Here is a 12,486-nt window from a genome sequence, read left to right on the forward strand (position 1 = left end):
TCTCCGTCGAAGGTGATGGCGGTCACCATCGTGGGGGAGCCGGCGTTGCGTGTCCAACATCGAAAATGCAAGGACCTATGATCTGGACGCATGGATCTCTCCCTGCGACAGCTGGAGGCCTACGCCGCGGTGGCGCGGGCGGCCGGATTCAGCGAGGCGGCGCGCGAGCTGCGCGTCTCACAGTCCGCCCTGAGCCGGACCGTCCAAGAGATCGAACGCCTGCTACGGGTGCGCCTGCTGGAACGCACCAGCCGCGGGGTGCGGCGCACCCCCGAGGGCGAGGAACTGCTGGCGGTCGCCGAACGCCTCCTCGCCGCGCACCGGGCCGAGATGAGCCGGCTGGGCCGCTTCCTCGAAGGGGAGACGGGCACCGTCACCATCGCCACGCTGCCGTCGGTGGCCGCGGTGCTGTTGCCCCCGGTGATCGCCGCCTTCCGGGCCCGTCATCCCGGCATCGGGGTGCGGGTGCTCGACGGCATGTCCGACACGGCGCTGGAGGCCGTGGCGCGCGGTCGGGCCGATATGGCCATCGCGGTCCCCGCCCGCGCGATCCCGGGCGTGCGGGCGCGTCCGTTCGTGCGCGACACCTTCTTCGCCGCCTTGCCACCCGACCACCCGCTCACCGCCCGAAGGAGGCTGGCCTGGGCCGACTTCGGCGGTCACCCCTTCATCGCGCTGGGCGTGGACTCCAGCGTCCGCCGGCTGACCGACCGCGCCATGGCGGCGGCGGGCGTCGAGGTCGCCACGACCGTCGAGGCGGGCAACGTCTCCACGGTCGGCGGGCTCGTCGCCGCGGGCCTCGGGGTATCGGCGCTTCCGGCGCTGGTGCGCGTGCTGATGGGCTTCGCCCGGATCGAGCACCGTCTCCTGGACGGGCCGGCGACGGCGCGCGGGATCGACCTTCTGGTACCCGACGGGGCCACCCCCACGCCGGCGGCCCGGCGCTTCCTCGACCTGGTGGAGGAGCTGCCCGCCGCGGATCATCCACTGCCCGACGACGTCGAATGGGCCCGGGACCTCCCCCGTCCGTAAAGGTGAGGGTCCTCCCGCCGGCGGGGTTCATCTGCGAGGCGGACGGTCCAGGGCCGGCGGGGCGGCGTCCGTCAAGGTCATCCCTCTCGGGCGGGGCGACGCCCGAGAGGGATGGGCCGTGCCCTGAGACAGAGGTTGAACCTTCCGGCCACCCGCCCCCGCCGGCCCGACGCTCACCCCTCCCGCGCGGGGGTGTCCACGTCGGCCTTCGCGGATGGGGCGGCCAGGGCCTGTTCCAGCACCTCCAGGACCGTCGCGCGCAACAGTTCCACCTTGTAGCCGTTGTCCGCCAGCGGCGAGCAGGAGTCCGCCACCCGCGCCGCCGCGGCCGACAGGCTCTCCGGCGCCTCCCCGTCCCGCAGCACCGCCCGCTCCACCTCGGGCAACCGGAGCGGGACCCGGGCCACCCCGCCCACCGCGACCGCGACCGAGGTGAGCCGGCCGCCGTCACGGCCCACCCGGGCCACGGCCTCGACCAGCGGCCACTCGGCCGCGGCGCGCGCCGCGGCGCGGTGGTGGGCCCAGCCCTCGCTCGGAGCGGGCGGCGGAAGCGTCACCTCGATCAGGACGTCGTCCGGTTCCAGCAGGTGATCGCGGGTGGGGTCGTCGCCGTCACCGTAGATCCGGGCCGCCGGCACCACGCCGAGCCGGTGGGTGCGGACGGTCGCGTCGTAGGCGAGCAGGGCCACCGCCAGCGACGACGGGTGCGGGGCGACGCACGGGCCCCGGTCGATCACCGCCGAGTACAACGAGGCGCCGGTGCGCGCCGGACAGCCCTGCCCCCCGCTTTGGTGGCAGGAGAAGGCCGGATTGCGGTAGTACCAGCAGCGGTTGCGCTGCAACAGGTTGCCGCCCAGCGTCGCGACGGTGCGGATCTGCGGCGTGGCCAGGCGGGCGGCCGCGGCAGCCAGGGCGGGGTGGCCGGCCGTCACCAGGGGGTCCGCGGCGATCTCGGCGATCGTGGTCATGGCACCGATGCGCACAGAGCCGTCGGGCCGCCGCTCGCTCCCCCGCAGCTCCGCGACACCGCGCAGGTCGACGAACGGCCCGCTCGTCCGTCCGATGCCGGCCCGCGCCGTGAGGTCGGTGCCGCCGGCCCGGGCCTGGCCGCCGTGGTCGCGTAGTGTGTCGGCCGCCGCGCGGATGGTGGAGGGCAGGTTCACGGGCGCATCCCCTCGAGAAGTCGGTCGGGACGGATGGGCAGGTCGAGCGGGCGGAAGCCGGTCGCGTCGCGCACGGCGTTGCCGATGGAGGCGGCCACCCCGATCGCGGCGACCTCGCCGAGGCCGACGCCGCCGCCGTTGACGTGCTCCCAGCCTTCCTGGTGGAAGTACACCTCGATCTCCGGGGTGTCGGCGATGCCGGGGATCCGGTAGTCCTCGAGGTTGTCGGTGAGCACCACCCCGGTCGCGGGGTCGATGTGGCGCTGCTCGTACAGCGCGTAGCCGATGCCCTGGATGATGGCGCCTTCGCACTGGTTGCGCGCCAGACGTTCGGAGTAGATCCGGCCGGCGGCGATCCCGGCCCACATCCGCGTCACCCGGATCCGGCCCAGGCGGGTGTCGACCTCGACCTCGGCGACGTGCACCGCGCCGGCGAACCCGCGGCCCACCGCCATGCCGCCGAGGGGGACGGGGGTGAGGTAGCCATGACGGTCACGTCCGCGTCCTCCGACGACGCGGGCTCCCTCGGACGCCTCCAGGCGATGCGCCACCGACGGGGCGTCGCCCAGGAGCCGGCGCAGCCGCCGCGCCGCGTCCTGGGCGGCCGGGCCGATGGAGGTGGTGGTCTTGCTACCCGTCGACGAGGCACCCTTCAGGCCGTTGTTGTGGCCGATCTCGACACGCACCCGATCGGCGGGCAGGCCGAGTTCTGCCGCCACCACGTCCGCGATCACCGATCGCGATCCGGTCCCGATGTCCTGGATCGCCGCGCGGGCGACCACCCGGCCTTCTCGGACCTCCAGTTCGACCTGCGCCCCCGTGTTCAGCAGGTAGGGCCAGTTCGCGGCGGCCACCCCGACGCCGTGCCGTATCCGGCCCGATTGGGCGCCCCGGTTCCGCCGCTGCCACATGGGCAGCGCAGCGGCGCGGTCGTACAGCGCGTGACGTTTGGGGTTGCCGTCCCAGCGCCGGCGCAGCGCGATCGGATCCTCCTTGAGCCGCAGCGCCATCTCGTCCACCCCCTGCTCCAGCGCCCACAGCAGTGGGGCCCCGCCGGGGCCTCGGAACGGGGCGCCGGGTGGCAGGTTGGTGACGACGTCGAAGTCGCGTAGCCGCCGCGGCGCGGTGCCGTAGACGAGGTTGGCGAACAGGGCGGTGGGGGTGTCCACCGACACGCCACCGTCACCGTGGGCGTCCACGGCCAGGGCGGCGAGATCGCCGGAGGCGTCGGCGAGCAGGGCCAGCTCGGTACGGGTGCCGGGGCGGCTGCCGGCGTCGGTGAGCTCCTCGGACCTGTCGAACACCAGCCGCACGGGCACCCCGCAGATCCGGGCGAGCTCGGCGGCGGCGATCGCCTCGACTCCCAGCCGTCCCTTGGCGCCGAAACCGCCCCCCACGTGCTCGGCCACGACGTGCACCCGTTCGGGGGGAAGCCCCCAACGGCGCGCGGCCTGCTCGGCGACGTCGGTGACGGCCTGCGTGGACACGTGCAGGTGGAGGTCGCCCCGTTCGTCCCAACGGGCGACGCAGGCGTGCGGTTCAAGCGGGGTGTGCACCTGGACCGACGTGGTGAACACGGCCGTCACCAGGCGGTCGTCGCCGCGTTCGGCGGCCCGGGACAGCCGGCGCACCGCGGTGGCCTGGCGACGGCCGAACCCGGACGGCCCGCGCACGTTGCCCTGCCAGCGGCCGGGCAGGCCGGGACCCTCACCCGAGCGGGGCGCCGCGCGCCGTTCGTCCCGGGAGGCGTACACCAACGGGGAACCCGCCGCCCGCGCCTGTTCCGGGCGGGTGACAGCGGGGAGGGGGGAGTAGTCGATACGCACCCGCGCGGCCGCCGCCAGGGCCTGGGAACGGGTGGCGGCCGCCACGGCGAGGACGGGCTGGCCGACGTAGCGCAGGGTCCTGTCATCGGGGAGCAGGTCGACGTGGGGGACGTCTCCGGCGTCGATCGCGCCGACGCGCGCATGGGCGTGGGGGGAGCGCACGATCACGGCCTCAAGCCGCTTCGCGGGCAGGATGTCGGTGGTGTAGCGGGCCCGGCCGGTGACCTTCTCGAAGGCCTCGACGCGGGGCCGGGGGGCGGACGCCGGGTCGTCGTGTTCGCCGGCGCAGGCGGCTCGGACGGCGGCGTAGATGCCCTCGTAGGCGCCGCATCGGCACAGGTGGCCGGCCATGGCCGTGGCCACGGCGGCCCGCCCCGGGTCGACGTCCCCGTGCTCGGCGCGCCAGCGGTCGACGAAGGCCGCCGCCTCCACCACGAAGCCGGGGGTGCAGTAGCCGCACTGCATCGCGTCGTGCGCCGCGAACGCCCGTTGCACGGGGTGGGCGCCGTCGAGGCCCTCGACGGTGGTGACCGAACGTCCCTCCAGGTGGGCGGTGGGCAGCAGGCAGGAGGCCCCGGGGGCGCCGTCGATCAGGACGGTGCAGGCGCCGCAGACGCCGTTACCGCAGGCCAGTTTGGTTCCGGTGAGGCCGAGCCCGTCGCGGAGGAGTTCCACCGCGGGGGCGTCGGGATCGCTGTCGGTGCTGACGGGAACACCGTTGACGTTGAGGTCCATGTGTTCTCCTCGGGGCGGAGAGGCCCCGGCGGGAAAGTTGACAATGTCAACATAGGAGGGCGGGTTGACGCTGTCAACCACGACTCGTACCCTCACGCCATGTCCGCAGATCAGACCAGGGTTCTCGATGCCGCCCACGGTGGCCACTCCCGTCGCGGGAGTGGTGAGACCCGGGACCGGTTGGTCGAGGCGGCCTGGGACCTGGTCGCCGAGGGCGGGCCCGAGGCGGTCACGCTACGCGCCGTGGGAGAGCGCGTCGGGGTATCGCGTACCGCCCCCTACCGTCACTTCCGCGACAAGAGCGACCTGCTGGCGGCGGTCGCCGCACGCGGCTTCGAACTGCTGCGCGCTGAGACGGCCCAGGTGATGGCGGGGCGTGACGGCTCGCTGGACTCGATCGCCTCCGCGCTGCGGGCCGGATGCGTCGCCTACGTCCGCGCGGGGCTGGCCCGCCCCCGCCACTACCGGCTGATGTTCGGGGAGGCGGCGGCCGGATGCGACGACGACACCGTCCACGGGATCGCCTCGGCCTCACTCGCCGAGTTCGCCGAGGTCCTGGCCGAGGGACAACGCGCCGGAGCCGTCCGCTCCGGCGACGCCGTCGAGTTCGCCTTCCTCACCTGGGCCATGCTGCACGGGCTCGTCGACCTCGCGCTATCGGGGCATTTCGCCCGGAAGGGCATCAGCGTCGAGGAGGCCGCGGCCCGCGCGGCCACCCGTTGGTTCCACGGACCCTCCCTCTGAGCCCCGCGACCGGACGGCCGGAACGCGACCGGCCTGTTCCGGTACGGTCGGGGGCAGGCACACCGCGTCGACGACGTCGGGAAGGCGCCCGCGCCGGGCGAACGCCAGGCGCTGGCGAAGAGCCCCGCTGCCACCACGTCGTAGCCTTTCCGACACCGTCTCGACGTGGTCCAGATCCCCGGCCTGCGCCAACGCCGGGCGCGTCCACGCCAACAGCCGGCCCAGCACTGTCTCGGCCGGGGCGAGCCGGCCGGTCGAAGGGTCCAGACAGGCCCCCTCGAAACCGTCCCTGGAGGCTCGCCACATGTGCGCGCGCAGGTCGTGCTCTGACAGCCGCGGCGCCGCCCGGCCGCGCTCCAGCTGGGCCATGGCCATGACCACCAGGGCGCGCGTGAGCAGGGCCACCATGACGGCCTCCTCGGCGGAGGGGGCCACGTCGCAGACGCGCATCTCCAGGGTCGGATGCCGTTCCGACAGGCGGACATCCCAGTAGACCATCTTGCGGTCCAACGCGGCGCGCGAGGCCAACAGGCCACGAACTCCCGCCTCGTAGTCGTCGAGGGAGGGGAAGAACGGCGGCGGCGACGCCGAGGGCCAGTGGCCCCACAGGACGTAGCGCAGGCTCGCGTAACCGGCGTCCGCCCCATGGCCGAACGGGGAGTTCGCGGTCAACGCGAGCAACAGCGGCAGCCAGGGGCGCAGGTGGTTGCACACCAGCACACCGGTCTCACGGTCGGGGATCGCCACGTGGACGTGACAGCCGCAGGTGACCGAACGGCTCGCCAAGGGGCCGTACTCCCGTACCATGCGCGCGTAGCGCCGGCCGATGGACAAAGGCGGCAACCGGGGCTCGGCGAGGACCGGCGTCGCCGTCGCCGCCACGCGCAGCCCCCTTCGGGCGGCCGAATCGGCCAACCGTCGGCGTAGGCAGCGCAGGCCCGCCAACAGGTCGCCGGCTCCCGAACACACCGCGCTCACCGCCTCGACCTGGCAGCGGCGGAATTCCTGGTGCACCTCGCCGGGCCCCGCACCGGCCGCGCCGAGGACCTCGGGCGCGCGCGCGGACAGCCGGCCGCACGGCTGGACCAGGAGGAACTCCTCCTCCACCCCCACGGTGGGTACCGCGGGGAGCGCGTGTCGAATCGTCATGGCCGCCGCCATTCCCGGGGACACGGCCACCGGGGCCGTCCTCCCTGTCAGGTCCGTCCCCGCTGGCCGGTGAGGGCCGCCCGCGCCACATGGCAAGCAGGTCGGGACACCGTTCCGGGGAGCCGGACTACGACGATCGGAAAACAACTCGCACTCTCTATGTTTGCCGCTCCCCGTGCGGGTAGGCAAGGCATGAGCGGTGACGCAGTGCCGTTTGGATCGGGGGTTCCGGCGGCACCGGCCCTCCTGTGAGTTCTCCGGGAGGGGGGCCGGACGACGGTTGGGGGACCGTCGCGTGCCCGGCCACCGCTCGCAGGGGCCCGCGGAGCGGCGCGCATCGTTTTCGCGCCGAACGCGGGCCCCACATTCCCCACCCCACTCACCCCATCCGACACGGCCGATCACCGGCGTCCCACCTGTGCGCGTCACGCCTGGTGAGATGCCCATTACGAGGCGATGCGCCCGATTGTGTTTGCCCTGTGGTGGCCAGGGCAGGCCGAGGGTGGGTCCAGAAGCGCGGCCCGAGGTTCGGCGCCGTGGTCCGGGGACGGGGCACGCGTTCGGACATCTGCCCCGCCGCGGTGTCCGATCCCGCGTCTACGCGGATCCGCGTGGACACGTGCGAGCAGCGTGTCGTCCGTGAGGCGACGGCCGAGCCGCGGAAGCGAGGCCCTTCCAGCCGGGAGGGCCACCGAATCTGCGACGAGGGGAATCCACGATGCGCACCTCCACCACCTCCCTGCTGCCCCCTCCCCGCGTGGAGGGGGGCGAACGTGAGGAGGAAGTCCCGCTCCGGATCGCCGACACGACCGACTCCGAGGAACTGCTTCGCCAGCGAGCCGCGCATCCGCACGATCCGATCCTGCGCGAGGAGATCAACGAACGGCTCGTCCAGTTGCACACGCCGATGGTGCGGCGACTGGCCGACCACTACCGCGACCGTGGGGAACCCCGGGACGACCTGCGCCAAGTCGCCATGATGGGTCTGATGAAGGCGATCCGGGGATTCGACCCCGACTACGGGCGTCCTTTCATCTCCTACCTGCTGCCCATGGTCACCGGCGAGCTCAAAAGACACTTCCGGGACAGCACCTGGGCCATCCGGGTGCCCAGGCGCCACCAGGAGAAGCGGTCCGAGCTCAACCGCTTCACCCGCGAGTTCACCCAGAGCCACGGGCGCAGCCCGACGGTGCCGGAGATCGCCGAAGGGCTCGGCCTCGACGTGGACGCGGCCCTGGAGCTGATCGACGCCTCGGCCGCCTACAGCGCCCTGTCCCTGGACGCCCCCCACGGAGGGGACGCCGGCGAGGACGACGGCGCCTCCCTGGGGGAGAGCATCGGCACCGACGACGCCGACCTGGAGAACGTGGTCGACCGTGAGGCCCTCAAGGCGGCCTTGGAACGTATCGAACCCCGGGAGCGCAGGGTGCTGCTGCTGCGCTTCTTCGGCAACAAGACCCAGGCCGAGATCGCCGGCCTGATAGGCGTCTCGCAGATGCAGGTCTCGCGTCTGCTGGCCAAGACGCTGCGCCGACTGCGCGAGGAGATGCTCGCCGACTAGGGCGTGCGACGTGAGAGGACGGACGCGGTATCCGCGTTGACGGTGGGTTCGACGAACCGGCCATAGGGAGGCGGACCGGGCGACGGGCCCTGGCGGCAGAAGGCCTGCGGGAGCGCGGCGGCCTGTTCCCGGTCGAGAGGAGCGCGGCGCGAGCGGCACCGTGACCGCGTCGGCGGTGGGCGGCCAGGAGGCGATGGTACGGGCCCGGCGGCGCCCGCCTAGCGGGGGAGCGCGGCCGGACGGAGGGCCGGCCTACCGTGTAGCCACCGGGTGACGGGGCGGTCGGTACCCGGCCGGCACCCCCTGGAGCGTCCGGGTGAGGACGGGAGACTCCACGGGGACTTTGGGTCACGGTGAGGATCGCGACGCGGCCGCGCGGCAGGCCGGGCGGGACATCCGTGTGGATCCCGAGTCCCCGCGGGACAAGCGACGGCGGCAGGTGGCTGGGTCTGGCGCCGGCCGACGTCTGGACGGTCTCCGCGATGCCGGGTCACGGTGGTGACGGGGTGAGGTATGCCGCCGCGGCGGTGTCGAATACGCCGCCGTCGAGGCGGCTGTCGGCGACCGGGGAGCGCCCGCTCGGGTGATGGTCACGCTCCAGTCCGGTCGTGGGGAGGGGGCGTGGTCGTCGCCCCCGTTGCGGTGGTGTGGGGGAGGCGCGCGGTGGCGGGCCGGGCCGTCGCCGGGACGGTCACTCCTCGAACGTCCTGGCCGTGGCGCCTTGGCCGCTTGGCGGGCCTACGCGGCGTGGGGAGAGGGCGAAGACGTTCCCCGAACCTCTCCCGCCGGTGCCCGCTCCGTTCGTGATCTACATCGTAAAGGTGATGGAGGGAGGACCCTGATTCGAAAGGCGAGAAAACAGCACCAGAAAGCGGCCGGGACCGCTCCCAGAAGAGGAGGACGGCCCCGGCACGTAGTGTCAGATGCGGTCGCGGATCCACGCGCCGGCCGGCTTGAGCGCGCCGCCGTTCCACGGACCGCCCGCGTTGCAGGTCCCCGGTTGGAAGACCGCGCCCGAGCGGTGGTCGTCGGAGTAGTTCCAGTTGGTCCAGCCGATACCCCGCTGGGCCATCAGGTCGATGTAGCGCTGCGCCATGGCGAAGTCGTTGGCGCCGTCACCGGAGTAGTCCTGGGTGCCGAACTCGCTGACGAAGATCGGCAGCTGCTGGGAGGCGCGGTCCAGGGCCGCGAGGTAGGGCTCACGGTGGGAGGCCGCGTAGAAGTGGAACGTGTACATGATGTTCTCGGCGTTCACCGGGTTGGCGATGATCTCCTGCTCGTTGGAGCCCTCCGAGACCCCGAGCGAGGACCAGGCGCGTGTGCCGACCAGGACGACCGCGTCGGGATCCTGCGCTCGGATCACCGGGATCATCTCCTCGGCGTACCCCTTGATCGAGGACCAGCTGACCCCGTTGGGCTCGTTGGCGATCTCGTAGAGGACGTTGTCCTTGTCCGCGTGGCGGCGGGTGATCTCGGTGAAGAAGGTCTTCGCGGCCTGGGTGTTGTAGTTGGGGTCGCCCGGGGTCAGCGTGTGCCAGTCGACAATGGCGTACAGGCCGCGCTCGGTGGCCTCGTCGATCAGCTCGCTGACCTTGTCGGTGAAGCCCTGAGGGTCGGTCTCGTAGCCGCCCTCCTGGACGTACATCGAAATGCGAAGGACGTTGGCTCCCCAGTCGTGGGCGAGCGCGTCCAGTGAACCGTCGGTGAGGCAGTGGTCGAACCACTGGAGACCGTGGCTGCTCATGCCGCGCAGCTGAACGGGGGTACCGTCCTCACCGCACAGGCGGGTGCCGCAGACCTCCAGCCGTCCGTGCTCCTCCACGGGGGTGGCGGCGGCGGCGGAGGCGGGGGCGGACAGCAGGGTGGTGGCCAGGCCCGCGGCGGCGGCGAGTAAGCCGGCCACACCGAGGAAACGGGGGGTGCGGGTCATCGTCTCTCCAACGTCAGGGGCTGGGACGGGGACGGCGCGTGGTGGACACGGCGATGAGCGTGTCCGGTTCCGGGCACCGGGATCGATCGACCTCTTCTCACGTATCGTCGCAAACGATAAGCAAACAGTAGTGGTGTGGTCAATGGGGCGAGGGTTCCTGTGGAACCACCCCCGGCCGCTTCGATGTCGGGTTCTCCGGGCGCGACGGAACCGATCCGCGCGCAAGGCGCCGCGCCCAGGAGCGGTGGCGTCGCGTCGGGCCGTCCAGCACGCGCCGAGGCCGGCGTCGCGCATGATGGTCTGGAGCTCTCCCGCAGGGTGCTCCGCTCCCCGATGATCTGCTCCGCGCCGCCCGGGAACAGGTCATGCTCCACGTACCGGGAACGCGTCTCGGTGGAGGACGCGTTCAGGTGGAACACGCGGGTGACGCCGCGGTGGCGTCCGGCCGGATCCGTGAGCATCCTCCGTAGCCTCCCGCCGCCAAGACGCCCTCGACCACCACGTGGTAACCGCGCTCCAGGGCCAGGCCGGCCACCACCGGGACCATCTCGATGTGCACGCCGTCAGCGCCGTCCCTCCCCTTGAGGACGAGCCCGCGGACGCCGTCCTGTCCGGCGAGCGCGACCGGGGAACCGTGACGCCGACGGATCTCCATGGCGATGGCCGACTTGCCCGCGCCGGAGCCCCCCGAAGCACGGTCAACCGGGTGTCGGCGGAGCCGACCCGGCCCAGGCGGCCAGGAGAACGGGACGCGGCCCGGTCCACAGGAGAACCGGGCCGCGCGGGAACTGCGGGATCACCTCGCCGACCACGCGCGGACGAACGCCTCGCCCACCAGGCGGCGGGGGTCCTGGCCGGCCTCACGCAGTTCCGTCGAGAACCGGGCCGCGCCCGCGCAGTCGTCCAGCAGCGTTCCGGCCAGCCAACGCGACGGCAACGCCGGGTTCAAGATCCCCGCGGCCTGCCCCCTGGCCAGGGCCAGGCGCAACGGTTCGAGGCAGTCGGCGTAGTCGTGGGGGAGGCCACCGCCGACGGCCACGTCCAGACCGGGGCCGTTGACCAGGACCGGATAGGCCTGCACCGCCTCCATCGTCGCGGTCACGGCGCGCTCCACCAGTTCCCCCAGAGGGCACTCCGTCAGCTGTGCGGCGACGAACACCTGACGGGCCCCGGTGAAGGCGTCCTGGTAGACCTCGCCGACCAGCTGCTCGCGGGTGTGGAAGTGGCGGTAGACCGTCGTCCGTCCCAGGCCGGTGGCCGCCGTCAGCTCCTCCATCGTGGCGCCGGGGTGTTCGGCCAGCAGGACGCCCGCCGCGCGGATGATCCGTTCGTGGTTGCGGCAGGCGTCGGCGCGCTGTCCCCGGACCGAGGTTCTCGATGGCTCACCGGTCATGCCCTCATGATCCCATGTCACGGAGACAGGGAGGGCGGACCGGACGCTTGAGACGCCCAGAGACCTCAGTCGATGATGGCCACACCGCCGATCTCCCAGATCGACTGCTCGGGTGTGGCACCGTCGGGGTTGCGCCAGGTGCGCACGTCGGTGAAGCCGGGATCGACCATCTCCAGCCCCTCCACGTAGGCTCGGGCCTCCTCGACGGTGCGGATCCGGCCCCAGTTGCCCCTCGTGGAGCTGAGCATGAAGTCGGTCAGCTCGGCCGCCGCGGCGGGGTCGTCGCTGACCAGGTGTGAGAACGCCAGCCGGCTGCCGGGCACCAACGCGCTCAACATCGTCTGGAGGGCCTCCTTGGGCCGCGCCGAGTCGGGGATGCAGTGCATCAGGGCGATGAACAACAGGCCCACCGGCTTGGAGAAGTCGATGAGGGCGGTGAGGTCGGGGTGTTCGAGGATGGAGTGCGGATCGGTCGCATCGGCCGTGATGACCGTGGTGTTGGGATTGTCGGCGAGGATCGCGCGGCCGTGGGCGAGCACGATCGGATCGTTGTCGATGTAGACGACCCGGGCGTCCGCGGCGATGGACTGGGCCACCTGGTGGGTGTTCTCCGCGGTGGGAAGACCCGAGCCGACGTCGATGAACTGGGTGATCCCGGCTTCGGCGGTGAGGTGCCGCACCACCCTGGACAGCCAGGCCCGGTTGTCCAGGGCGACCCTGCGGATCTCGGGGAAGCTCTCCATGAGCTGAGCCGCCGCGTCACGGTCGGGACCGAAGTTGTCCTTGCCGTACAGCAGCGCGTCGTAGATCCGCGCGACCTGGGGGGTGGTGGGGTCGATCTCGGGAGGGAAGGAGCCGGCAGTGCGGACGTCCTGGGCGGCCATCAGGGGAAGCACCTCGCGATTCTGCGTACATGGATGATGACGCGATTGCCGGAATCCTAGACCCCCAAG

10 protein-coding genes are annotated in these 12,486 nt (G+C 72.5%); 3 read left to right on the forward strand and 7 right to left on the reverse strand.

Annotated elements, in window-relative coordinates; all coding sequences use genetic code 11:
• Window positions 1-90 precede the first annotated feature (90 nt).
• A complete protein-coding gene (locus B5D66_RS08010) occupies window positions 91-1,032 on the forward strand; it encodes a LysR family transcriptional regulator (RefSeq protein ID WP_078761032.1) in 942 nt (313 codons plus the stop codon).
• 173 nt (window positions 1,033-1,205) lie between these two features.
• On the opposite strand, the gene B5D66_RS08015 is transcribed toward B5D66_RS08010, so the two are convergent.
• Both B5D66_RS08015 and B5D66_RS08020 read right to left on the reverse strand, forming a co-directional pair.
• Window positions 1,206-2,195 carry an FAD binding domain-containing protein gene (locus B5D66_RS08015; protein ID WP_078761033.1) on the reverse strand — a complete coding sequence of 330 codons (990 nt, stop codon included), beginning with the start codon at window positions 2,193-2,195 and terminating at the stop codon, window positions 1,206-1,208.
• Window positions 2,192-4,756, reverse strand: a complete 2,565-nt coding sequence (locus B5D66_RS08020; RefSeq protein WP_078761034.1) for a molybdopterin-dependent oxidoreductase — start codon at window positions 4,754-4,756, stop codon at window positions 2,192-2,194. The genes B5D66_RS08015 and B5D66_RS08020 overlap by 4 nt, the downstream gene beginning before the upstream one ends.
• A gap of 99 nt (window positions 4,757-4,855) precedes the next feature.
• Here B5D66_RS08020 and B5D66_RS08025 point away from each other — a divergent pair, with 99 nt between their 5' ends.
• Entirely contained in the window at window positions 4,856-5,500 is a 645-nt protein-coding gene (locus tag B5D66_RS08025; protein ID WP_078761035.1) for a TetR/AcrR family transcriptional regulator, read from the forward strand.
• On the opposite strand, the gene B5D66_RS08030 is transcribed toward B5D66_RS08025, so the two are convergent.
• Window positions 5,411-6,649, reverse strand: a complete 1,239-nt coding sequence (locus B5D66_RS08030; RefSeq protein ID WP_078761355.1) for a carboxylate-amine ligase — start codon at window positions 6,647-6,649, stop codon at window positions 5,411-5,413. The two genes, B5D66_RS08025 and B5D66_RS08030, sit on opposite strands and share 90 nt — an antisense overlap.
• A gap of 718 nt (window positions 6,650-7,367) precedes the next feature.
• Between B5D66_RS08030 and B5D66_RS08035 the strand changes: the two genes are divergently transcribed.
• On the forward strand, window positions 7,368-8,210 hold the full coding sequence (locus tag B5D66_RS08035) for a SigB/SigF/SigG family RNA polymerase sigma factor (RefSeq protein ID WP_078761036.1): 843 nt from the start codon (window positions 7,368-7,370) through the stop codon (window positions 8,208-8,210).
• A 919-nt stretch (window positions 8,211-9,129) separates the two neighbouring features.
• Here the strand turns inward: B5D66_RS08035 and B5D66_RS08040 are convergent.
• The 4 genes from B5D66_RS08040 to B5D66_RS08055 all read right to left on the reverse strand — a co-directional run bounded on the left by B5D66_RS08040 (window position 9,130) and on the right by B5D66_RS08055 (window position 12,429).
• Window positions 9,130-10,140, reverse strand: a complete 1,011-nt coding sequence (locus B5D66_RS08040) for a glycoside hydrolase family 5 protein (RefSeq protein ID WP_078761037.1) — start codon at window positions 10,138-10,140, stop codon at window positions 9,130-9,132.
• Between the two features lie 406 nt (window positions 10,141-10,546).
• The gene (locus B5D66_RS08045) at window positions 10,547-10,795 is read right to left on the reverse strand and encodes a P-loop NTPase family protein (RefSeq protein ID WP_078761038.1); all 249 of its coding nucleotides are present in this window, start codon (window positions 10,793-10,795) and stop codon (window positions 10,547-10,549) included.
• A 141-nt stretch (window positions 10,796-10,936) separates the two neighbouring features.
• Window positions 10,937-11,533 carry a TetR/AcrR family transcriptional regulator gene (locus tag B5D66_RS08050; protein ID WP_078761039.1) on the reverse strand — a complete coding sequence of 199 codons (597 nt, stop codon included), beginning with the start codon at window positions 11,531-11,533 and terminating at the stop codon, window positions 10,937-10,939.
• 65 nt (window positions 11,534-11,598) lie between these two features.
• Window positions 11,599-12,429: an SAM-dependent methyltransferase gene (locus B5D66_RS08055; RefSeq protein WP_235000855.1), complete on the reverse strand. Its 831-nt coding sequence runs from the start codon at window positions 12,427-12,429 to the stop codon at window positions 11,599-11,601.
• Between the last annotated feature and the right edge of the window lie 57 nt (window positions 12,430-12,486).

This window comes from Marinactinospora thermotolerans DSM 45154 (genome assembly GCF_900167435.1).
GTDB lineage: Bacteria > Actinomycetota > Actinomycetes > Streptosporangiales > Streptosporangiaceae > Marinactinospora > Marinactinospora thermotolerans.